The organism is Paenalicyclobacillus cellulosilyticus, assembly GCF_014647315.1.
Taxonomy (GTDB): Bacteria; Bacillota; Bacilli; order Alicyclobacillales; family Alicyclobacillaceae; genus Alicyclobacillus_J; species Alicyclobacillus_J cellulosilyticus.
Genome location: NZ_BMOY01000035.1, coordinates 1 through 21192 on the forward strand (window position 1 = coordinate 1; position 21192 = coordinate 21192).

At 66.4% G+C, this 21192-nt stretch carries 24 protein-coding genes; 23 read left to right on the forward strand and 1 reads right to left on the reverse strand.

What is annotated here, in order from left to right:
* Positions 1 to 150: 150 nt before the first annotated feature.
* Positions 151 to 1410 (forward strand): serine hydroxymethyltransferase, encoded by a 1260-nt coding sequence (glyA, locus tag IEX97_RS10320; protein WP_188882842.1) that lies wholly within the window; start codon positions 151 to 153, stop codon positions 1408 to 1410.
* Here the strand turns inward: glyA and IEX97_RS10325 are convergent.
* A complete protein-coding gene (locus IEX97_RS10325; RefSeq protein WP_188882843.1) occupies positions 1319 to 2848 on the reverse strand; it encodes an MFS transporter in 1530 nt (509 codons plus the stop codon). The genes glyA and IEX97_RS10325 overlap by 92 nt on opposite strands.
* 124 nt (positions 2849 to 2972) lie before the next feature.
* On the opposite strand from IEX97_RS10325, the gene upp reads away from it, so the two are divergent.
* The 22 genes from upp (at position 2973) to IEX97_RS10435 (ending at position 21192) form a co-directional block, all read left to right on the forward strand.
* On the forward strand, positions 2973 to 3602 hold the full coding sequence (upp, locus tag IEX97_RS10330) for a uracil phosphoribosyltransferase (RefSeq protein ID WP_188882844.1): 630 nt from the start codon (positions 2973 to 2975) through the stop codon (positions 3600 to 3602).
* A 39-nt stretch (positions 3603 to 3641) separates the two neighbouring features.
* Positions 3642 to 4775 carry a non-hydrolyzing UDP-N-acetylglucosamine 2-epimerase gene (gene wecB, locus IEX97_RS10335; RefSeq protein ID WP_188882877.1) on the forward strand — a complete coding sequence of 378 codons (1134 nt, stop codon included), beginning with the start codon at positions 3642 to 3644 and terminating at the stop codon, positions 4773 to 4775.
* 246 nt (positions 4776 to 5021) lie between these two features.
* Positions 5022 to 5300, forward strand: a complete 279-nt coding sequence (locus tag IEX97_RS10340) for an AtpZ/AtpI family protein (protein ID WP_229776805.1) — start codon at positions 5022 to 5024, stop codon at positions 5298 to 5300.
* A complete protein-coding gene (locus IEX97_RS10345) occupies positions 5297 to 5698 on the forward strand; it encodes a hypothetical protein (protein WP_188882845.1) in 402 nt (133 codons plus the stop codon). The genes IEX97_RS10340 and IEX97_RS10345 overlap by 4 nt, the downstream gene beginning before the upstream one ends.
* 8 nt (positions 5699 to 5706) lie before the next feature.
* On the forward strand, positions 5707 to 6468 hold the full coding sequence (atpB, locus tag IEX97_RS10350) for a F0F1 ATP synthase subunit A (RefSeq protein ID WP_188882846.1): 762 nt from the start codon (positions 5707 to 5709) through the stop codon (positions 6466 to 6468).
* A 90-nt stretch (positions 6469 to 6558) separates the two neighbouring features.
* On the forward strand, positions 6559 to 6795 hold the full coding sequence (atpE, locus tag IEX97_RS10355; RefSeq protein ID WP_188882847.1) for an ATP synthase F0 subunit C: 237 nt from the start codon (positions 6559 to 6561) through the stop codon (positions 6793 to 6795).
* A 137-nt stretch (positions 6796 to 6932) separates the two neighbouring features.
* On the forward strand, positions 6933 to 7418 hold the full coding sequence (gene atpF / locus IEX97_RS10360; RefSeq protein ID WP_229776806.1) for a F0F1 ATP synthase subunit B: 486 nt from the start codon (positions 6933 to 6935) through the stop codon (positions 7416 to 7418).
* Positions 7412 to 7966 carry an ATP synthase F1 subunit delta gene (atpH, locus tag IEX97_RS10365; RefSeq protein ID WP_188882848.1) on the forward strand — a complete coding sequence of 185 codons (555 nt, stop codon included), beginning with the start codon at positions 7412 to 7414 and terminating at the stop codon, positions 7964 to 7966. Before atpF ends, atpH begins: the two co-directional genes overlap by 7 nt.
* A 156-nt stretch (positions 7967 to 8122) precedes the next feature.
* On the forward strand, positions 8123 to 9631 hold the full coding sequence (gene atpA, locus IEX97_RS10370; RefSeq protein ID WP_188882849.1) for a F0F1 ATP synthase subunit alpha: 1509 nt from the start codon (positions 8123 to 8125) through the stop codon (positions 9629 to 9631).
* An 86-nt stretch (positions 9632 to 9717) separates the two neighbouring features.
* A complete protein-coding gene (gene atpG / locus IEX97_RS10375; RefSeq protein ID WP_188882850.1) occupies positions 9718 to 10575 on the forward strand; it encodes an ATP synthase F1 subunit gamma in 858 nt (285 codons plus the stop codon).
* A gap of 17 nt (positions 10576 to 10592) precedes the next feature.
* Positions 10593 to 11999: a F0F1 ATP synthase subunit beta gene (gene atpD / locus IEX97_RS10380; protein ID WP_188882851.1), complete on the forward strand. Its 1407-nt coding sequence runs from the start codon at positions 10593 to 10595 to the stop codon at positions 11997 to 11999.
* A 45-nt stretch (positions 12000 to 12044) separates the two neighbouring features.
* Entirely contained in the window at positions 12045 to 12500 is a 456-nt protein-coding gene (locus IEX97_RS10385) for a F0F1 ATP synthase subunit epsilon (RefSeq protein ID WP_188882853.1), read from the forward strand.
* Positions 12501 to 12712: 212 nt separating this feature from the next.
* A complete protein-coding gene (locus IEX97_RS10390; protein ID WP_188882855.1) occupies positions 12713 to 13081 on the forward strand; it encodes an NADH-quinone oxidoreductase subunit A in 369 nt (122 codons plus the stop codon).
* Positions 13072 to 13617 (forward strand): NuoB/complex I 20 kDa subunit family protein, encoded by a 546-nt coding sequence (locus tag IEX97_RS10395; protein WP_188882856.1) that lies wholly within the window; start codon positions 13072 to 13074, stop codon positions 13615 to 13617. Before IEX97_RS10390 ends, IEX97_RS10395 begins: the two co-directional genes overlap by 10 nt.
* On the forward strand, positions 13614 to 14264 hold the full coding sequence (locus tag IEX97_RS10400) for an NADH-quinone oxidoreductase subunit C (protein ID WP_188882858.1): 651 nt from the start codon (positions 13614 to 13616) through the stop codon (positions 14262 to 14264). Before IEX97_RS10395 ends, IEX97_RS10400 begins: the two co-directional genes overlap by 4 nt.
* Before the next feature lie 32 nt (positions 14265 to 14296).
* Positions 14297 to 15406, forward strand: a complete 1110-nt coding sequence (locus tag IEX97_RS10405; RefSeq protein ID WP_188882882.1) for an NADH-quinone oxidoreductase subunit D — start codon at positions 14297 to 14299, stop codon at positions 15404 to 15406.
* Positions 15406 to 16392, forward strand: coding sequence for an NADH-quinone oxidoreductase subunit NuoH (nuoH, locus tag IEX97_RS10410; protein ID WP_188882884.1), 987 nt, complete (start codon positions 15406 to 15408; stop codon positions 16390 to 16392). The genes IEX97_RS10405 and nuoH overlap by 1 nt, the downstream gene beginning before the upstream one ends.
* 19 nt (positions 16393 to 16411) lie before the next feature.
* Entirely contained in the window at positions 16412 to 16864 is a 453-nt protein-coding gene (locus IEX97_RS10415) for a NuoI/complex I 23 kDa subunit family protein (RefSeq protein WP_188882860.1), read from the forward strand.
* Positions 16864 to 17391: an NADH-quinone oxidoreductase subunit J gene (locus IEX97_RS10420; protein WP_188882886.1), complete on the forward strand. Its 528-nt coding sequence runs from the start codon at positions 16864 to 16866 to the stop codon at positions 17389 to 17391. The genes IEX97_RS10415 and IEX97_RS10420 overlap by 1 nt, the downstream gene beginning before the upstream one ends.
* A gap of 1 nt (position 17392) precedes the next feature.
* Complete coding sequence (gene nuoK / locus IEX97_RS10425) at positions 17393 to 17722, forward strand: NADH-quinone oxidoreductase subunit NuoK (RefSeq protein ID WP_188882862.1); 330 nt, start codon at positions 17393 to 17395, stop codon at positions 17720 to 17722.
* Positions 17723 to 17735: 13 nt separating this feature from the next.
* Positions 17736 to 19655 (forward strand): NADH-quinone oxidoreductase subunit L, encoded by a 1920-nt coding sequence (nuoL, locus tag IEX97_RS10430; protein ID WP_188882864.1) that lies wholly within the window; start codon positions 17736 to 17738, stop codon positions 19653 to 19655.
* 1 nt (position 19656) lies between these two features.
* Positions 19657 to 21192 (forward strand): complex I subunit 4 family protein, encoded by a 1536-nt coding sequence (locus IEX97_RS10435; RefSeq protein ID WP_188882866.1) that lies wholly within the window; start codon positions 19657 to 19659, stop codon positions 21190 to 21192.

Here is a 21192-nt window from a genome sequence, read left to right on the forward strand (position 1 = left end):
GGCCCGCTGGGCGGCCGCGCTGGCTTTGGAGGACGCGCGGCCGGACGGTGCGGCGGATGGTGCCGGCGCGGCGGGTGCGCGGACGGCTGGCGAACGTGCGGGCAAGCAGCCGGGAGGCGCGGCCCGCGCAGTTGGACCCAACGAAGGAGGATGCCCGTGACACGGTTGTTCGAATGGGATGCGGACGTCGCGCGCGCCATGGAGCAGGAGCTCTCGCGCCAGCGCGCCAAGATTGAACTCATCGCGTCGGAGAACTTCGTCAGCGAAGCCGTGATGGCCGCGATGGGCAGCGTCTTGACCAACAAGTATGCGGAAGGGTACCCGGGCCGGCGCTATTACGGCGGCTGCGAGTACGTGGACGTCGTGGAGGAGCTCGCCCGCGAGCGCGTCAAGCGGCTGTTCGGCGCCGAACACGCCAACGTGCAGCCTCACTCGGGCGCGCAGGCGAACATGGCCGTGTACTTCGCGGTGCTGCAGCCGGGCGACACGGTGCTCGGCATGAACCTGGCGCACGGCGGCCACCTGACGCACGGCAGCCCGGTCAACTTCTCCGGGCAGTTGTACAAGTTCGCCGCCTACGGCGTCGACCCACAGACGCACCGGATCGATTACGACGAGGTGCTGCGGATTGCGAAAGAGACGCGGCCGCGCCTCATCGTGGCGGGGGCGAGCGCGTATCCGCGCGTCATCGACTTCGCGCGCATGCGGGCGATTGCGGACGAGGTCGGGGCGCTCCTGATGGTCGACATGGCGCACATCGCCGGCCTGGTGGCGACAGGTCTGCACCCGTCGCCGGTGCCGCACGCCCAGTTCGTCACGTCGACGACCCACAAGACCCTGCGCGGGCCGCGCGGCGGGCTCATCCTCACCACGGCGGAGTACGCGAAGGCCATCGACAAGTCGGTCTTCCCCGGCGTGCAGGGCGGGCCGCTGATGCACGTCATCGCGGCGAAGGCGGTGGCGTTCGGCGAGGCGCTTTTGCCTTCGTTCCGCGCTTACTGCGAGCAGATCGTCAAGAACGCGCAAGCGCTGGCCCGGGCGCTCAGCGAACGCGGTTTTTCGCTCGTGTCGGGCGGCACCGACAACCACCTCATCCTCATCGACGTCCGCAACCGGGGTCTGACCGGCAAGGAGGCGGAGCGGCGGCTCGACGAGGTCGGCATCACGGTGAACAAAAACGCCATCCCGTTCGATCCGGCCAGCCCCATGGTCACGAGCGGCATCCGCGTCGGCACCCCGGCGGTCACCTCGCGCGGGATGGACGAGGCGGCGATGGCCGAGATTGCCGAGGTGTTCGACCTGGTGCTGCGCGCGTCGTTCACCGAGGCCGACGCGGCCGAAGCCCGGCGGCGCGTGCAGGCGCTGACGGATCGCTTCCCACTGTATCCGGGCCTGCGCTACGCGCCGTAAGGTACACGTGGCCGGCTTGTCCGGCGGCGGGTGGCGGTGCGGCGCCGGACTGTTCCGGCGCCGCGGACCGCGGGGCCTCGTGCGGTGCGGCTCGGTTCGGAAGCGCGTCGTGCTGTGCAGCATCGAGCGGCACGGCTTCCGGCCGGGCGGTGTCGTGCCATGCGGTTTGGTGCCGGCTCGCCGCCTCGATGGGCAACCGGATGTACAACAGCCCCATCAACATGATCACCGCACCGCTCAGCAGAAACGGCGCCCGCGGGCTGACCGCGTCCCACAACAGCCCGCCCAGGTACGGGCCTGCCGCCGAACCGAACCCTTCGACCGTCATGAACACCCCCCAGAGTGTCGCCTTCTTGTCGGGATCGATGGACCGGTCCAGAACGGAGTTCCATGCCGGCAAGATGAAGGCGTACGCCGCGCCGAGCACCGCGACCACCGCGTAGGTGAACCAGCGGGTCGGCAGGAGCGGGTAGACCGCGAGGCCGCCGCCGGCGACGAGCAGCCCGGGGATGAGCACGCGCCGCGCACCCACGCGGTCGATGACCTTTCCGGCCGGCACCAGCAAGAGGACGGTGAGGGCGCCGCCGATGACGAGCAGCAGGCTGTACATCGCGCCGCTCATGCGCAGGACGACCTTGAAGTACACCGACAGCACCGGCACCAGCGCCGCCACCGCAAACGTCTGCGCGAACATGCCGGGGAAGAGGAAGGCCACGTCCCGCACGTTGCGCCACAGGTCGCGCCAGTAACGGCGGCTGAGGCGCATGCGCCGCGGCGCGGCGGCCGGACTGTCCTCGCCGGACGCGCCCGCTCTGGAAGCCGCCCCGGCCGAAAGCCGCTCGCTGCGCACCGTCCGCCACGCCACGGCAAACGCCACCCCGAGCACGCCGGTGAGCAACCAGAACGCGAGTCCGTATGTGTTGCGCCCGGCGAACAGGTTGATGACGACCAGCCCCATCCCCATCCCCAGCAGCCAAAAGATATAGAGATAACCCATGAACGAAGCCCGCTTGGCCTGGGGGGTGGCCGCGCCGATGCCGGAGATGACCGCGGGCCACATCGGTGTCGCCCCCGCTCCGTACACGGCCGCGGCCGCCACCAACCACGGCACCGTCCTGGCGTGCGCCATGGCCAAGACGGCGGCGGCGGAGACGGCGATGCCGAGGAGCACCGGCAGCCGCTGGCCGAATCGGTCCACCATCCAGCCGACCGGGGAGCGCAACAGATTGTCGGTCAGGTAGTGGACGGACAGGGCGAGCGCGGTCCACTCGACGGCGAAGCCGAGCACCGTCCGCCCGTACGTGGGCAACAGCGACAGGGTGATGGCGCCGCGGACGAACTCCACGAGCGTCATCGTCACGTACAGCCCGAGCATGAACGGCTGCAACAGCTCCGGTTCCAGCCACCGCGCGAGCCGCGCCTTCCACCATCGCATCATCGTCCGCACATCCCATCTCCTACGTGTCTCTCTTCAGTGTGCCCGCTTTTGGGGCGGATTTTCCGGCCCGGGGCGGCGCATCTGCTATAATGGCAGGGAAGATGCGCCAAAGGAGTGTCGCTGTTTGGGTCGAGCGTACGTCCTGGACCACCCGCTGATTCAACATAAACTGACGTTCATCCGGAGCAAGGACACCAGCACCAAGGAGTTCCGCGAGCTGGTCGAAGAAGTGGCCATGCTGATGGCCTACGAGATCACGCGCGATTTACCGCTCGTCGAGACGACGGTGGAGACGCCGCTCGGTACGGCGCGCTGCCGGGTCATCGACGGCAAGACGTTGGCCTTGGTGCCGGTGTTGCGGGCGGGGCTTGGGATGGTGGGCGGCATCCTTCACCTCATCCCCAACGCCAAGGTCGGACATGTGGGGTTGTACCGGGATCCCGAGACGCTCCAGCCGGTGGAGTACTACTGCAAACTCCCGCCGCACATGGACCTGCGGGACGTCATCGTGATCGATCCGATGCTCGCCACGGGCGGTTCGGCGTCGGCGGCCATCACGGCGGTGAAGGAACGGGGCGCGAGTTCCATCAAGCTGATGTGCCTGGTGGCGGCGCCGGAGGGCATCCGCCGCGTGCAGGAGACGCACCCGGACGTGGACATCTACACCGCGGCGATCGACGATTGTCTGAACGATCACGGCTACATCGTGCCGGGGCTCGGCGATGCGGGCGACCGGCTGTTTGGCACCAAGTGATGCGGGGGGATACGCGTGGGAGAGGCGCGCATTCGCGTGATGACGGTGTTCGGGACCCGGCCGGAGGCGGTGAAGATGGCGCCGCTCGTGCAAGCGTTGGCAGGCTGTCCGCAGGTGGAGTCGCTGGTGTGCGTGACGGCGCAGCACCGCGAGATGCTGGACCAGGTCCTCGCCATCTTCGGCGTCCGGCCGGACGACGATCTCGACATCATGGAACCGGGGCAGACGCTCGGGGATGTCACCCGCCGCGCGCTGGCGGGACTGGAGGAGGTCATCGCGCGCCGGCGGCCGGACATCGTCCTGGTGCACGGCGATACTACCACCACGTTCGCCGCGGCGCTGGCGGCGTTCTACCAACGGGTGCAGATTGGCCACGTCGAAGCGGGTCTGCGCACTTATCGCAAGGACAGCCCGTTCCCGGAAGAGATGAACCGCCAGTTGGCGGACGTGCTCTCGGACCTCTACTTCGCCCCGACGCTGTGGGCCGCCGAGAACCTCTGGCGCGAGGGCAAACCGATGGAGCGGGTGTTCATCACCGGCAACACGGCCATCGACGCCATGAAAACCACCGTCATGCCCGATTACCGCCATCCGGTGCTGGACGAGGTGCCGGCGGGATCGCGCATCGTCTATATGACGGCCCACCGGCGCGAGAACTTCGGGGCGCCGCTCGCCAACATCTGCGCGGCGGCACGGCGGTTGGTCGACGCGTTCCCGGATCTGTACCTTATCTATCCTGTGCACCCGAACCCGAACGTGCGCGAAACGGTGTACGCACGGCTGGGCGGACATCCGCGCATCCGGCTTATCGATCCGCTCGGCCTCATCGACAACCACAACTTCATGGCGCGCGCCACGCTCATCCTCACCGACTCGGGCGGGATCCAGGAGGAGGCGCCGTCGCTCGGCGTCCCGGCGTTGGTGTTGCGGGACACGACGGAGCGGCCGGAGGGCGTCGCGGCCGGGACGCTGCGCTTGGTGGGCACGGACGCGGAGAACATTTACCGTGAGGCGGCGCGGCTGTTGACCGACGAGGCGGCCTACCGCGATATGGCCGGCCGGCGCAACCCGTACGGGGACGGCCGGGCCGCGGAGCGGATTGTCCAGGCCATCCTCCATCACTTTGGGCGCGGCGAGCGTCCGCAACCGTTCGTCTATGTGAACAAGCGGTGAGAACAAGAGCAAGGCGGTGCTAGATGAAGTTCTCGTGCGTTGACAAGCTTTTTTGCCGTAGTGTACTATCAGAAAGGGTTCTGGCAGGAAACCCTGAGGAGGCGGCGCAGGTCCGCGCGCTGGTCCCGCCGATGGGAGCGCCTCAGACGTACCCCCGGGTAGCCGCCGGGCGGAATGGATGCATTCCCCCATTGCGGGCAAAGTAAGGTTGCCCGTATATCATCTCCCCGTCATGTGAGTCGGCCCATGCTGTGGGGAGGGGTGGTGGACAAGTTCGCGCAGCACGAACGAGATCGGCAGAGCAAGCCCCTTCAGAAGCTCAGTCCGTGGAAAACGTTTGCAGTGTTTTCGGGGGCCACGTTGCAGCTCGGCGCCTGTACCGTCGTGTTCGGCTATCTTGGCCACCTGCTCGCCCTGCGCTGGCACGCGGTTTGGCTGACCGCGGCCGGGACGTTGGCGGGGGTCGTGGTCGGCGCTTCCGGGCTCGCGTTTCTCGTCAAGCAATGGTTGGGAGACAAGCCATGACAGAACTGGAACGGCTCAAGAAGCGCATTCGTGCCATCTGGTTGGCGGGCGCGGTGGTCTTCGCCTTGACGCTCCTCGTGTGGTTTGTGGCGCGCCCGTGGCATGCCGTGACGAGCGGCCTTTTGCTCGGCGAGGCGGGCGGCGCGTACGTCGTCTACAGCCTCATCCGGCAGGGTCACCTGGATGACGGAATGCAGGGGACGGCTTTGTTCGCGTCGGGGATGTTGGGTTTGTTCACCCGGCTCGTCGTGCTCGTGGCCGTCCTGGTGGTCGCCTTGAAATGGAAGGGTGTCAATCCGTACGCCGCGTTGGCCGGGTACCTGCTCGGCTTCGTCCTCGTCTTCGCCGGGATGTACGGGATCGCCAGAAACCGCGGAAGCATACCGGAGGAAAAGTAGGTGAGACAGTGCCGGCATTCCCCATCCTCTTTCCAGGGACGTTTCCCATCAATCTGACCTGCATCGGGATGATGATCCTCACGGGCATCATCGTCATCGTGTTCCTGCGCTTGGGCCTGCGCCGCCTCGACATGCGCCACCCGCGCGGACTGCAGAACCTGTTGGAGTGGATTGCGGACTTCGCGGCGAACATGGCGCGCGACACGATGCCGAACGAGCAGGCGGTGCGCTGGATCCTGCCGCTGGCGTTCACGATGCTCATCTATCTGTTCGTCGCCAACTGGTTGGGCCTTATCGCGACCATCGCCATCCACTTGGACCACCCCATTCCGTGGTTGGGCCTGACCGCCGAGCGGCTGCGCCAGGCGCACGGTGAGGTGCCGCTGTTCGACAGCCCGACGGCGAACATGAGCATGACGCTCGGCCTCGCCATCATGGTTTGGGTCATCAGCCACGCGCGCGGGTTACGGCATCCGAAACAGTATTTCAAGCATTTCATCTCGCCGTCGCCGCTGGCCATCATCGAGGAGATCACCAACCCGCTGACGCACGGCATGCGCTTGTACGGCAACATCTTCGCGGGCGAGGCGCTGATGGGCATCATCCTCGGCATTCCGCTCGTCTTCGGATGGATCCCCATCGGCCTGCCGCTGTTGTTGGTGTGGCTGTTCTACAGCGCGTTCGTCAGCACGATTCAAGCGTACGTGTTCACCATCCTGATGTGCCTGTACATCGGCAACAAGTCGTTCGACGGGCATGGCGCGCATTGACGTCGCGTCCTGGTGTCTGTGCCGCCCCCGGGCGCGCAGGCGTTTCCATGGATACAGAAATCCCAACACGGGTAAGGAGGATCCCTGTCCATGACCACTGCATTGTATGACATCGCAGTCGCCCTGTTGCTCGGCCTCGCCGCCGTGGGTTCCGGTGTCGGCGACGGCCTGGTGATGAGCAAGTACGTCGAAGGCGTCGCCCGCCAGCCGGAGGCGCGCGGTTCGATTTTCGCCAGCGCCCTGCTCGGCGTCGCGCTGGTCGAAGCGTTCCCCGTCATCGCGCTCGCGTTCGGCATCATCATGCTGTTCACGGTCGGTGCGCTGTGATGAGCCGGCAACCACGCGGCGAAGCATGGCGCCTCCCGGCCGGTGTGCCCGCCCCGGCCGGCCGCATCGCCGGTCAGGCGGCCTGCCTGCGGGAAGGCGCTTCGCCGCAGCGCCGGGAATGCGAGGGGGTGGCGTGATTGTTTGAGACCGGGACGTTTATCGTCTCCATCGTGGCGTTTCTCATCATGTTCCTCATCATCCGCCGCTACGGGTTCAAGCCGTTGGCGGACATGCTGGAGCAACGGCGCCAGTACATCGAACGCCAGATCTCCGAAGCGGAAGAGGGGCGGGCGCAGGCGGAAGCCCTGTTGGCGGAGCAGCGCCGGCTGCTGGAGGAGGCGCGCCAGGAGGCGCGCAACATCGTCGAGGCCGCCCGGGCGCGGGCGGACGAGCAGGCGCGCGAGATCCTGCAGGCCGCGCAGGCGGAGGCGCAGCGCCTGCTGGAGGAGAACCGGCAGATGATTGCGCGCGAACGGGAGGAAGCCCTCAACGCCGCCCTGCGCGAAGTGGCGGATATCACCGTCCGGCTGACCGCCAAACTGTTGCAGCAGAACGTCACCGACGCGGTGCACGAAAAGCTGCTGGCGGAAGCTGAGAAGAAGCTGGGAGAGCTCGTATGCTGAGCGGGACCATCACCAACCGGTACACGCGCGGTTTGTACGAAGCGGCGGAGCGCCAGGGCGTGACCGAAGCGGTCGATGCGAGCCTGCGCCTGCTGGCGGAGACCCTGGCGGCCAACCCGGAGTTGAAGCGCTTCGTGGAGCATCCGTTGATAGACCCGCAGGCCAAGCTGGCTGCCCTGACCAAGGTGTTCGGCGACGGCCTGCATCCGTTCGTTCAACGGTTCCTGCAGATGCTGTTGGCGCGGGGGCGCAGCCAGTACATCGCCGCGGTCTACGGCAGGTTCCATGAGATGTTTGAAGAGGCGAGGGGCAGGGTGACGGTGCGCGTCGAGACCGCACGGCCCCTCACGGACGAGGAGCGCCAGGCGCTTGCCGAGCGTCTCGGGGCCGTGCTCGGGCGCCAGGTCACCATGGCCGTGGAAGTCAATCCGGCGCTCATCGCCGGTTGCCGCATCACGCTCAAGCACCGCGTCATCGAAGCGTCGGTGCAGAACGCGCTGGCGCAGTTCGAACAGCAGTTGTTGCATACCACCTGGCACGCCCGCTGAGCCGGGGCCGGCTCGCGCGGGCGCCATGCGCGCAAAGCGACTGGATTGACCCGCGGCGGTGTGCGGATGCCGCGCACAGCGGACGCGCAGGTTGCGAGGTGCGGCGCGCCCGCCGCGCGGGCGCAGCGGGCAATCCCGGAAAGCGAGGGGAAACGCTTGAGCATTCGTCCGGATGAAATCAGCACGCTGATTCGGCAGCAGATTGAGCAGTTCCAGCCCGAGGTCAACGTCTATGATACGGGCATCGTCCTGCAGGTCGGCGACGGCATCGCCCGGGTCCACGGCCTCGATAACGTGATGGCCAGCGAGCTCGTGGAGTTCCCGAACGGCGTGATGGGCATCGCCTTCAACCTGGAGGAGGACAACGTCGGCATCATCGTCCTCGGTTCGGTGACCGGCATCCAGGAAGGGGATGTCGTCAAGCGGACCGGCCGCATCGCCCAGGTTCCGGTCGGCGAGGCCCTGCTCGGGCGCGTCGTGAATCCGCTGGGTCAGCCGCTGGACAACCGTGGGCCCATCGAGGCCACCACGTTCCGGCCCATCGAGTCGCCGGCGCCGGGCGTGATCGACCGCAAGTCGGTGCACGAGCCGATGCAGACGGGCATCAAGGCCATCGACTCGATGATCCCCATCGGGCGCGGGCAGCGCGAGCTCATCATCGGCGATCGCCAGACGGGAAAGACGGCCATCGCCATCGACACCATCATCAACCAGAAGGGCAACGGCGTGAAGTGCATCTACGTGGCCATCGGCCAGAAGCAGTCGACGGTCGCGCAGGTGGTGGAGACCCTGCGCCGCTACGGGGCGATGGACTACACCATCGTGGTCTCCGCGAGCGCGTCCGATCCCGCTCCGCTCCTGTACCTCGCGCCGTACGCCGGCTGCGCGATGGGCGAGTACTTCATGTACAAGGGCGAGCACGCGCTCGTCATCTACGACGACCTGTCGAAGCAAGCGGCCGCGTACCGCGAGATGTCGCTGCTCTTGCGCCGCCCGCCGGGCCGCGAGGCGTACCCGGGCGACGTGTTCTACCTGCACTCGCGCCTGTTGGAGCGCGCGGCGAAGCTGAGCGACGAGCGGGGCGGCGGATCGCTCACGGCTTTGCCGTTCATCGAGACGCAGGCGGGCGACGTGTCGGCCTACATCCCGACGAACGTCATCTCCATCACCGATGGCCAGATCTTCCTGGAGTCGGACCTGTTCTACTCGGGTGTCCGGCCGGCGGTGAACGTCGGCATCTCCGTCTCCCGCGTCGGCGGCAACGCGCAGATCAAGGCGATGAAGAAGGTCGCCGGCACGCTCCGCCTCGATCTCGCGCAATACCGCGAGCTGCAGGCGTTCGCCCAGTTCGGTTCGGACCTCGACAAGGCGACGCAGGCGCGCATCATCCGCGGCGAGCGCACGGTCGAGATCCTCAAGCAGCCGCAGTACCAGCCGATGCCGGTCGAGCGTCAGGTGGTCTCCATCTGGGCGGCGGTCAACGGCTACCTCGACGACCTGCCGCTGTCGGCGGTGCAGAAGTTCGAGCAGGAGTGGCTGGCGTACGTCGCGTCCAACTACCCGCAGATCTACGAGAGCATCGTGACGACGAAAGACCTGACCGACGAAACGGTCGGATTGCTGAAAGAGGCCATTCAGAAGTTCAAGTCGACGTTCGTGGCGTGAGGACGCGCCGAGCGCACGGAACACGCGCGGCGCACGGCGCGCCGCGCACAAGGCGCGCGTCCGCGCGCACAAGGTGGTGAGAACACATGCCGCAAAACGCACGCGATATCCGGCGCCGCATCAAGAGCGTGCGCAACACCGCCCAGATCACCAAGGCGATGGAGATGGTGGCGGCGGCCAAGCTGCGCCGGGTGCAGGAAGCGGTGCAGCACTCCAAACCCTACCTCGCCCGCATGCAGGAGATGCTCGCCCACATCGCCGGCTCGGCCCACTGGGTGAAGCATCCCTTGCTGGCGCAGCGGCCCGTGCGCCGCACCGGCTACTTGGTCATCACGGCGGATCGCGGCCTGGCGGGCGCGTACAACGCCCAGGTCATCCGCACGGCACTGCAGGAGTTCCGCCACAAGGACAAGAGCACCTATACCATCTTTGCGGCGGGCCGGCGCGGCCGCGACTTCTTCCAGCGCCACGGCTACCCGCTGGCCGGCGAGATCACCGGCCTGCCCGACTCGCCCACCTATGCGTCGGTGCGGCCGCTGGCGGAGGCCATCGTGCGCGGGTACGCGGAGGAACAGTTCGACGAACTGTACCTGATCTACAACGAGTTTGTCAACGCGGTGACGCAGCGGCCCGTGGTGAAAAAGGTCCTGCCGCTTTCCGACGTATCCGGCGAGACGCGGTCGCGTACCCAGTTTCTGTTTGAGCCCGATGCGGAGACGGTGCTCAAGTCGCTCCTGCCGCGCTACGCCGAGACCCTGGTCTACCAGGCGGTGCTGGACGCCAAGGCGTCCGAGCACGGGGCGCGCATGACGGCGATGGGCAACGCGACCGACGCCGCGGAAGAGATGATTGAATCGCTCACCCTCTCGCTCAACCGGGCGCGTCAAGCGGCCATCACGACGCAGATCGTCGAGGTGGTCAGCGGCGCCGAGGCGCTTAAGTGAAGGAGGATTCAGCGTACGTGAACAAGGGATATGTAGTGTCGGTCATGGGGCCGGTCGTCGACGTCCGCTTCCCGGATGGCCAGCTGCCCGCCATCAACAACGCGCTGCGGATCGATCACGACGGCGAAGTGCCGGTCCACCTGACCTTGGAGGTGGCGCTGCACCTGGGGGACAACGTGGTCCGCACGGTCGCCATGTCGTCCACCGACGGCTTGGTGCGCGGCATGGAGGTCGTGGATACCGGCGGACCCATCAGCGTGCCGGTCGGACCGGAGACCCTGGGCCGCATCTTCAATGTCCTCGGTGAGCCCATCGATGAGGCCGGGCCGGTGGTGACGAAGGAGCGCTGGTCCATCCATCGTCCGGCGCCGTCGTTCAGCGAACTGACAACCAAGATGGAAGTGTTCGAGACGGGCATCAAGGTCATCGACCTGTTGGCCCCGTACATCAAGGGCGGCAAGGTCGGCCTGTTCGGAGGCGCGGGCGTCGGCAAGACGGTGCTCATCCAGGAGCTCATCCACAACATCGCGAAGGAGCACGGCGGGTACTCGGTGTTCGCCGGCGTCGGCGAGCGCACCCGCGAAGGGAACGACCTGTATCACGAGATGCGCCAGTCGGGCGTCATCGACAAGACGACGATGGTGTTCGGCCAGATGAACGAGCCGCCGGGAGCGCGTCTGCGCGTGGCGCTCACCGGACTCACGCTGGCGGAGTACTTCCGCGACGTCGAGCAGCGCGACGTGCTCTTGTTCATCGACAACATCTTCCGCTTCACCCAGGCCGGTTCCGAGGTCTCGGCGCTCCTCGGGCGCATGCCGTCCGCCGTCGGTTACCAGCCGACCCTGGCGACGGAGATGGGCCAGTTGCAGGAGCGGATCGCGTCGACGGTGCGCGGGTCCATCACCTCCATCCAGGCCATCTACGTGCCGGCGGACGACTATACGGACCCGGCTCCGGCCAACACGTTCGCGCACCTGGATGCGACGACCAACCTGGATCGCCGCATCGCGGAGATGGGGTTGTATCCTGCCGTCGATCCGCTGGCGTCCACGTCGCGGGCGCTGACGCCGGAGATTGTCGGCGAGGAGCATTACCAGGTCGCGCGCGGCGTGCAGGCGGTGCTGCAGCGGTACCGCGAGCTGCAGGACATCATCGCCATCCTCGGCATGGACGAACTGAGCGACGAGGACAAGCTGACGGTGCAGCGGGCACGCAAGATCCAGAACTTCCTCTCGCAGCCGAACTTCGTCGCGGAGCAGTTCACCGGCCGTCCGGGCAAGTACGTCCCTATCAAGGACACGGTCCGCAGCTTCAAGCAGATTCTGGAGGGCAAAGTGGACCACATCCCGGAGACGTACTTCCGTTACTGCGGCCCCATCGAGGACGTGCTCGAGGCGGCGGAGCGCGACGGCATCAAGGTCTGATGACGCGAGGAATACACCAAGACGAAGGAAAGGGGGCGGTCGCGGTTGAGTACCGTACCCTTGCAGGTCATCACGCCGGACCGGGTCGTGTTCTCCGGCGACGTCCAGATGGTGTCGCTGCGCGGCGGCGACGGCGATCTCGGCATCCTGCCGCGGCATGCGCCGCTGGTCACGACCGTCAAGCCGGGGTTGGTCAAGGTGAAGGTGGCCGAAGGCGAAGACTACATTCACGTGACGGGCGGTTTCCTCGAGGTGCTGCCGACGCGCATCACCATCCTGGCGGACGCCGCCGAGCTGTCGTGGCAGATTGACGTCGAGCGCGCGCAGCGGGCGAAGGAGCGGGCCGAAGCGCGGCTCAGCCAGCGCGGCGAGGATGTCGACGTGGCGCGCGCGGAGGCGGCGCTGCAGCGGGCGGAGAACCGGTTGCGGGCGGCGGCCTTGGCGAAAGAACACGGCAGCGTGCTGCGCAAGTACGTGGATGACGGCGGCGAAGAATCTTGACGATGCAGCGTCGTGGCAAAGGTGCAGCGTCGTGACGAAGCGACCGGTCGGGGCGCCGGGGTGTTTCACCCTGGCGCTTTTTCCGCTTCAAGCGGGCGTGCGCCGGGTGAAAAGGCTTCCTGCCGGCGCGGATGGCGGTGTTTTACATAGAAAAACGGCTTTGTTATAATGACGAAAGGCCGCAACATATCCGACGACTTGGAGGTAGCCCCATGTTCCGGTATTGGAACGGGTACGTGTACGTCGTCATCTTTATGCTTCTGGGCGTCCTCCTGCCTCTGGCGGCGCTCTGGGTGCTCGGCCCGTTGCTTCGGCCCAACCGGCCCACGGCAGGGAAGCTCACCACCTATGAAAGCGGTGTCGAGCCCATCGGCGACGCGCACGTCCGCTACAACGCCCGCTATTATCTCTTCGCTCTTCTCTTCGTCATCTTCGACGTGGAAACCCTGTTCCTCTATCCGTGGGCGGCCAGCTACCATCAGATGGGACGGTTCGCCCTCGTGGAAATGCTGTTGTTCATCTTCATGCTGGCCATCGGTCTGGTGTACGCCTGGCGAAAGAAGGTGCTGGAATGGACCTGACCCGTGCGCAGCAGTTGCCCGTCATCGAGTACGAGGGCCTCACCCCTGAGGAAAACGCCGAACTACGCCGGGCGGGCCTCGTGCTCGCACCGCTCGAGCAGTTGAAGGCCTGGGCGCGCAGCAACAGCCTTTGGCCGTTGACGTTCGGGCTCGCCTGCTGCGCCATTGAGATGATGGGCACAGGCGCGTCCCACTATGACCTGGACCGCTTCGGCATCATCTTTCGCGCCTCGCCCCGGCAGGCGGATGTGATGATTGTGGCCGGGACGGTGACGAAGAAGATGGCGCCGCTCCTGCGCCGCCTCTACGACCAGATGGCGGACCCGAAATGGGTCGTCGCCATGGGTGTCTGCGCGACGGCTGGCGGTCCGTACGTGCGGAGCTACTCGGTGGTCAAAGGGGTGGACCAGATTGTCCCGGTCGACGTCTACATCCCGGGCTGTCCGCCATCACCGCCCGCCCTCATCTACGGGTTGAACCTGTTGCAGGAAAAGATCCGCCAGGAGGCGCGCGGAAGGAAGGTGAGCGCACGGTGAGCGAGACGAACGACCAAGTGCAGGGCCAGTCTGCCGACGCGCCGTCCGCCCGGGTCGCAGCGGAAGCGCGCCCTGCCAGTGTTCATCCGGAAGGACATCGTCCCGCCGGTGAGCGCCCTGCGGGCGAACGCCCCGCGGCACGCAAGCCTGCTGCGCCGCCCGACCCGCGCGTCGAAGCCGCCAAGGAGACGGCAGCCCGGATCGGCGCGGTGATTGCCCAGGCGTTGGGGGAAGCGGCGGTGGAAGAAACGGGTGCCGCGCACCGGACGCCGATGGTGCGCGTGCGCAAACAGGACTGGCTGGCGGCCGTCAGCCTGCTCAAAGACCACCCGGATTGGCGCCTCAACTACGTGGAGTGCATGGCGGGCACGGATTATCCTGAATACATCGAGATTGCCCTCTACGTGCAATCCACGTCCCAGGGGCATTTCGTCTGCTTGAAGACGCGCACGGACCGCCAGGACGCCGAGGTGCCGTCGCTCGTCCCCTGCCACCCGGGGGTCAACTGGGAGGAGCGGGAGATCTACGACCTGCTCGGCGTCCGCTTCACCGGCCATCCGGACCTGCGGCGGATCATGCTGTGGGAAGGGTTCGCCGGGCACCCGCTGCGCAAAGACTACAGCGAATGGGGCGAGGGATCGACGTGATGGAGCAGACCGGCGTCCGACTGACCCCGGCCATGGAGGCGACCGTCCGCGAAGAGGAGATGCTGCTCAACGTCGGCCCGCAGCACCCGAGCACGCACGGCGTGCTGCGGCTGCTCGTCAAACTCAGCGGCGAGACCATCCTCGACTGCGATCCGGTCATCGGCTACCTCCACCGCGGCACCGAAAAGCTGGCGGAGGACCTGCAGTACACGCAGATCATCCCCTACACCGACCGGCTTGACTACCTGGCCGCGATGCTGAACAACTACGCCTTCTGCCACACGGTGGAAGAGGCGCTCGGGCTGGAAATCCCGGAGCGGGCGGAATACCTGCGCGTCATCGTGATGGAGCTCAACCGCATCGCGTCCCACCTGCTGTTCATCGGGACGTACCTCCTCGATCTCGGCGCGATGAGCCCGTTCTTGTACGTGTTCCAGGAGCGGGAGCGCATCGTCCAGATGTTCAACAAGATCTGCGGTGCGCGCCTGACGTACAACTACATGCGGATCGGCGGCGTGAAGTGGGACGCCCCGCCCGGATGGCTGGAGGAAGTGGCGGCGTTCGTCCCGTTCATGCGCGAACGCATCAAGATGTACGACGAGCTGATCACGAACAACGAGATCTTTCTGCACCGGGTGCGCGGGGTCGGCGTCTACGACACGGAGACGGCGCTGGCGTACGGCCTGTCCGGCATCAACCTGCGCTGCACCGGGTACGAGTGGGACCTGCGGCGGAAGAAGCCGTACAGCATCTACGACCGGTTCGACTTCGACATCCCGGTCGGCAAGAACGGCGACTGCTTTGACCGCTATTACCTGCACCTGTTGGAGATGGAGCAGTCGTTGCGCATCGTCGAGCAGGCGCTGCAGCAGATCCCGGCGAGCGGGCCGGTGCTCGGCAAGGTGCCGAAGGTCATCCGCGTCCCGGCGGGCGAGTACTACAGCGCCATCGAGGGGGCGCGCGGCGAGCTCGGGTTTTACATCGTGAGCGACGGCAAGGACAAGCCGTACCGGATGAAGATCCGCAAACCGTCGTTCGTCAACCTGCAAATCCTGCCCCGGTTGCTCAAAGGTCAGCCGATTGCGAATCTCATCGCCATCCTCGGCGCCGTCGACATCGTGCTCGGGGAGGTGGACGCGTGATGTGGAACTGGCAAACCGGGCCGCTCACCGGACTCCACCTGCTGGCGATGGTCATCGGCGGCGTCATCGTGTTGCTCATCGCGCTCGGTGTGGTGACGTACACCATCCTCGCCGAGCGGAAGGTCATCGGCTGGATGCAGGGGCGCATCGGGCCCAACCGCGTCGGGCCGTTCGGCCTGTTGCAGACGGTGGCGGACATCATCAAATTGTTGGTGAAGGAAGATGTCATCCCGGCCGGCGCCGACCGGGCCATGTTTCTCCTCGCGCCGGTCATCGCCTTCGTGCCGTCGTTCATGGTGCTCGCCGTGATCCCGTTCTCGATGCAGCACGTCTTCACCGCCGGCCTCGGCGTGGGGGCGCTCTATTACATCGCCCTCTCCGCCATCACGATTCACGGCGTGATGCTGGGCGGCTGGGCGTCGAACAACAAGTACGCCCTCATCGGCGGCATGCGCAGCGCGGCGCAGATGCTCAGCTACGAAATCCCGCTCGGGATGTCCATCGTCGGCGTGGTGCTCTTGGCGGGCACCCTCAACCTGAACGACATCGTGACGGCGCAGGCGCACGGTTGGTGGTACATCGTGCCGCAATTCCTCGGCTTCTGCGTGTTCTTGATTGCGGCGACGGCCGAGATCAACCGCACGCCGTTCGACCTGCCGGAGGCCGAGTCGGAGCTGGTGGCCGGGTACCACACCGAGTACAGCGGCTTCCGCTTCGCGTTCTTCATGTTGACCGAGTACGTCTACGTGTTCGCGATGGGGGCGCTCCTCGCGACGCTGTACCTCGGCGGCTGGAGCGGGCCGTGGCTGCCCGGGTGGCTGTGGTTCGCCATCAAGGTGACCGCGTTCATCTTCTTCCAGTTCTGGCTGCGCGCCACGATGCCCCGCCTGCGGGTGGATCAGTTGATGACGTTCAGCTGGAAGGTGCTGTTGCCGCTCGCCTTGTTGAACATCGTGTTGACGGCCGTCGTGAAGGCATTCATCTGAACCTGCCTGGGGGGATACCATGTTCGGCTTCCTGAAAGGCCTGGGCGTGACGCTGAGCCAATTGCCGCGCAAAAAGGTGACGCTGCAGTACCCGGACGTGCGGCCGGAGTGGCCGGAGCGGTTTCGCGGCGTGCACCGGTTCATCCCGGAGTTGTGCATCGTCTGCCACCAGTGCGCGCGCATCTGTCCGACCAGTTGCATCTCCCTCTCCGGGACCCGGGACGAGAACCGGAAGATGCGGATTGACACGTTCGACATCAACTTCGACATCTGCATCCTCTGCGACCTGTGCACCGAGGTCTGCCCGACGGAGGCCATCCTGATGTCCGACACGTTCGAGCTGGCCGACTACACCCGGGACAGCATGTACCTCGACATGCACTGGCTGTATGAAAACCAACTGCGCTACGAGCGGGCGCACCCTGACCGGGTGACGCGGCCGGCGGGCGGCGAACAGGCGGGTGAGGCGTGATGCAGATCCTGTGGACACCGGAAATGATTGCGTTCTTCCTCATCTCGCTCGCCATCCTCGCCTGCGCCGTGATGCTGCTCAGCTTCCAGAAGGTCATCTACATGGCGCTGGCCATCGGCGGGGTGTTTATCGGTTGCGCGGCGCTGTACATCCTGCTCGGCGCGGAGTTTGTCGGCATCTCGCAGGTGCTCATCTACGCCGGAGCCATCACCATCCTCTTGATGTTCGCCATCATGCTGACGAACCACGAGGCGGTGGAACCGGAGGCGAGGTGGACCGTGCGGCGCGTGTTCTCGGCGTTGGGCTGCCTCGCGCTGGCGGCGGTGCTGTGGTTCGTCATCCGGTCGGTGCAATGGCCGCAGGGGGATGCCGCCACGGACATCAACCAGGGCCACCCGAACGCCGTCGCCATCGGCTTGATGCTGTTCAAGACGTATACCATCCCGTTCGAGTTGGTGTCGCTTTTGCTCATCGTGGCGTTGGTGGGCGCGGTCATCCTCGCCCGGCCGCCGAAGGAGGGGGAGTGACATGGGAGGTGCAGGCGCCATCCAGGTCCCGGCGACGTCGCTGTTGGCGCTCGCGGCCATCCTGTTCTGCATCGGCCTGTACGGGGCGCTGACGCGGCGGAATCTCATCATCGTGCTGGTGTCCATCGAGCTGATGCTCAACGCGGCGAACATCAACCTGGTCACGTTCTCCCGCCTCGGGGCGAGCCCGGGTTTGCACGGCCAGGTGTTCGCCTTGTTCACCATCACGGTGGCGGCGGCCGAAATCGCGGTCGGGCTCGCGCTCTTGCTCGCCGCCTTCCGCACGCGCCGGTCGACGCATGTGGAGGACATGGACCAGCACAAGTGGTGAAAGGGGTGATGTTATGGCGGCGCACGCGTGGCTCGTACCTCTGCTGCCGCTGGTGGCGTACGTGTTCCTGCTCGTCCTCGGCCGGCGCGCACCGGAGTGGCTGGTGGCCGGGGTGTCGACGGCGCTCACGTTCATCTCGTTTTTGCTGAGCCTCGGCGTCTTCCGTGACGCGGGGCAGCCGGCGACGTACACGTTCCCGTGGTTGCACGTCGGATCGTACACGCTGGAGGCGGGCATCCAGGTGACGCGGCTCAACGCCCTGATGCTCGTCGTCGTGAGCGCGGTCAGCACGCTCGTGCTCCTGTTTTCGAAAGGCTACATGCACGGGGACGAGCGGTTCGCGGTGTTCTACCAGTACCTGAACTTGTTCGTCTTTTCGATGCTCGCCCTCGTCATCGCGCCGAACCTGTTGCAGCTGTACATATTCTGGGAAATGGTCGGTTTGTGCTCGTACCTGTTGGTCGGGTTCTGGTTCTTCAAGCCGGAAGCCGCGCTGGCCGCGAAAAAGTCGTTCATCGTCACCCGCATCGGCGACGCGGGATTGTTTGCCGGCATCATTATGCTGTTCCTCGCGAGCGGATCGTTCGACGTGACGACGGTGTTGCAAGCCGCGGCGAACCACCAGCTCCATCTCGGGTGGATCTCGAACGACGGGTTGCTCGTCCTCACCGCCATCCTGGTCTTCGTCGGCGCGGTGGGCAAGTCGGCGCAATTCCCGCTGCACGTCTGGTTGCCCGACGCCATGGAGGGCCCGACGCCCGTCTCCGCCCTCATCCATGCGGCCACCATGGTGGCGGCGGGTGTCTACCTGGTCGCGCGCATGTATCCGCTGTTCGCCGCGAGCCAGGCGGCGCTCACGACGGTCGCCTGGATTGGCGGCTTCACGGCGCTGCTTGCCGCGCTCATCGCCCTCACCCAGCGGGACATCAAGCGGGTCATCGCCTATTCGACCATCTCGCAGCTCGGATACATGATGCTCGGCCTGGGTGTCGGCGCGTACGCCGCGGGCGTGTTTCACCTGTTCACGCACGCGTTCTTCAAGGCGCTCTTGTTCCTCGCCGCCGGTTCGCTCATTCACGCCTTGGGCACCCAGGACTTGTTCGAAATGGGCGGGTTGCGCCGGAAGATGCCCGTCACGTTCTGGACGTTCCTCGCCGGCGCCCTGTCGCTCTCCGGCATCTTTCCGTTCGCCGGCTTCTGGTCGAAGGACGACATCCTCGCCGGCGCGCTTCGCCATGGCCATCCCGCGCTGTATGCCATCGGCCTCGTCACGGCGTTCTGCACCGCGTATTACATCTTCCGGGCGTTCTTCCTCGCGTTCGCCGGCCCGGCCCGCGACGCGGAGAAGCACGCCCGCGCGCACGAGGGCGGCTGGGTGATGACGGTGCCGCTCGTCATCCTCGGCATCCTGGCGACCATCGCGGGCTTCTTCAACAGCCCGCTGAACGGGTATGGGCTCGGCAAATTCCTCACGCCGGACCTCTCGCTGTACCAAACAGGCTTGGGAGGGTACATGGCGCCCGAGCGCGCCGACGTGACGGTGATGCTGATAAGCGTCCTCGTCGGCCTCGCCGGCATCGCGCTGGCGGCTGCGCTGTACGCCCGGCCGGCGGCGGTGGATCGCATCGCGTCGGAGGGGAAAGCGGAGGACATCGGCCCGCTCTACCGCCTGTCGTACCGCAAGTTTTACTTCGATGAGATCTACTACGCCGTCGTGGTGGCGCCGGGCAAGTTCATCGCCGCGGTGGTCGACGGCTTCGACCGCTACGTGGTGGACGGCTTGGTCCACCTCGTCCGCCGCATCGTCTACCTCGCCGGGCTGTGCCTCAAATACACGCAGACCGGCCAGGTGCAGGCGTACGGGACCGTGGCGGCCGTCGCGCTCGTGGTGATCATCGCGATCGCGATGATCCGGGCAGGAGGTGTGTTCTGACATGGGACTTCCGTTCTGGCTGGCCGTGTCGCCGCTCATCGCCGCGGTCGTCGTCCTCGCCCTGCCGCGCCGTGCCTGGCGCGCCTACCGCGCGGTGGCGCTCGCGGGGGATGCGGTGGCCTTGGCGTTGGCGGTGGCGGCCTGGATTCAGTTCGGCGCGGCGGCCAACCCCATCCACACCGCCCTGCACTGGTTCACCCTGCCCGGGATGTGGCTCGGGGGCAATCTTTCCATAGATCTGACGTTTACGCTCGACGGCTTGTCGCTGCCGCTGGTGACGCTCGCCGCGTTGCTCGGCCTCCTCGCGGCGGTGATGGTCCCGCGCGGGCAGCCCCGCTGCAAAGAGTACTTTTTCTGGCAGTCACTCCTTGTGGCCGCGGTCAACGCGGTGTTCGCCGCGGGTGACGCGTTCACCTTCTTCGCCGCCGTGGAGCTGGCGTTGTTCGCGTCGTTCTTCCTCCTGTACCTGTTCGGCGGGGCGCGGCGGCGGGAGGCGGCGTTCAAGTTCCTCATCTACCGCGGCCTGTCGAGCGTGTTCCTGCTCGCCGCCCTCGCCGGCATCCTGTACGCGGCGGCGGGCGCGTTCGCCCCGGGCGGGGTGCAGCCGGCGATGCCGGGCGGACCGACGTTCGACATCGCGCGCCTCGCCGCACAGATGCCGCACCTGGCGGCTTCCGTCTGTCCGCCATCCGTGCGCTGGTGGCTGTTTGTGGCCATCGTGATCGCCGTGTTCATCGAGGAGGCGCTGGTGCCGCTGCACAGCTGGCTGCCGCTCGCGAACGAGCAGGCGGACACGCCGACCAACATGCTGCTCGGCGGCGTGCTGACGAAGACAGGGGCCTACATCCTGCTGCGCTTCGGCGCGGGCATGCTGCCGGACCAGGTGCACGGCTTTGGTTTGTTCCTCGCGGTGATGGGGGTCATCAACCTGTTGTACGGCGCGTTTGCGGCATGGGCGCAGAAAGACTGGCGGAGGCTCATCGCCTACGGCAGCATCAGCCACATGGGCTTGGTGCTCCTCGGCATCGCCGCCTTCAACGCCGCCGGCCTGCAGGGCGCGATGTTCATGATGGTCTCCTCGGGCATCCTGACGGCGCTGTTGTTCGCGGTCACGGGGGCGCTCGCGGAGCGGACGGGGACGTTCGCCATCCCGCGGCTCGGCGGCCTGGCCAAAGCGATGCCGAACCTGTCGGGGTTCCTGTTGTTCGCGGCGCTGGGTTCGCTCGGCCTGCCGTTGACGAGCGGTTTCATCAGCGAGATTCAGACGTTCATCGGCGGCTTCACCGCCTATCCGGCCGCGTCGTTTGTGGCGCTGCTCGGCGTCATCCTCTCGGCGGTGTACCTGTTGTACGCCATCCAGCGAACCACCTTCGGGCCGCTGGTCCAGGCGGCGGACGGGTGGGCCGACGCGCGGCCGCGCGAGTGGGTGGCCATCGTGGTGCTCACAGGACTCGTCTTGCTCATCGGCGTCTGGCCGCAGCTCATCGGCCATCCGTTCGGCTTCACCGTGCGGACGCTGCTCGGGATAGGGGGGTGA

Coding starts and splice junctions, on each gene's coding strand:
- IEX97_RS10415 (WP_188882860.1), top strand. CDS start 16,412: ATGTTCGGCTTCCTGAAAGGCCTGGGCGTGACGCTGAGCCAATTGCCG.
- nuoL (WP_188882864.1), top strand. CDS start 17,736: ATGGCGGCGCACGCGTGGCTCGTACCTCTGCTGCCGCTGGTGGCGTAC.
- IEX97_RS10420 (WP_188882886.1), top strand. CDS start 16,864: ATGCAGATCCTGTGGACACCGGAAATGATTGCGTTCTTCCTCATCTCG.
- IEX97_RS10435 (WP_188882866.1), top strand. CDS start 19,657: ATGGGACTTCCGTTCTGGCTGGCCGTGTCGCCGCTCATCGCCGCGGTC.
- wecB (WP_188882877.1), top strand. CDS start 3,642: ATGACGGTGTTCGGGACCCGGCCGGAGGCGGTGAAGATGGCGCCGCTC.
- IEX97_RS10340 (WP_229776805.1), top strand. CDS start 5,022: ATGCTGTGGGGAGGGGTGGTGGACAAGTTCGCGCAGCACGAACGAGAT.
- IEX97_RS10390 (WP_188882855.1), top strand. CDS start 12,713: ATGTTCCGGTATTGGAACGGGTACGTGTACGTCGTCATCTTTATGCTT.
- IEX97_RS10325 (WP_188882843.1), bottom strand. CDS start 2,848: ATGATGCGATGGTGGAAGGCGCGGCTCGCGCGGTGGCTGGAACCGGAG.
- atpE (WP_188882847.1), top strand. CDS start 6,559: ATGACCACTGCATTGTATGACATCGCAGTCGCCCTGTTGCTCGGCCTC.
- IEX97_RS10345 (WP_188882845.1), top strand. CDS start 5,297: ATGACAGAACTGGAACGGCTCAAGAAGCGCATTCGTGCCATCTGGTTG.
- nuoH (WP_188882884.1), top strand. CDS start 15,406: ATGTGGAACTGGCAAACCGGGCCGCTCACCGGACTCCACCTGCTGGCG.
- atpG (WP_188882850.1), top strand. CDS start 9,718: ATGCCGCAAAACGCACGCGATATCCGGCGCCGCATCAAGAGCGTGCGC.
- atpH (WP_188882848.1), top strand. CDS start 7,412: ATGCTGAGCGGGACCATCACCAACCGGTACACGCGCGGTTTGTACGAA.
- IEX97_RS10395 (WP_188882856.1), top strand. CDS start 13,072: ATGGACCTGACCCGTGCGCAGCAGTTGCCCGTCATCGAGTACGAGGGC.
- glyA (WP_188882842.1), top strand. CDS start 151: ATGCCCGTGACACGGTTGTTCGAATGGGATGCGGACGTCGCGCGCGCC.
- IEX97_RS10405 (WP_188882882.1), top strand. CDS start 14,297: ATGGAGGCGACCGTCCGCGAAGAGGAGATGCTGCTCAACGTCGGCCCG.
- nuoK (WP_188882862.1), top strand. CDS start 17,393: ATGGGAGGTGCAGGCGCCATCCAGGTCCCGGCGACGTCGCTGTTGGCG.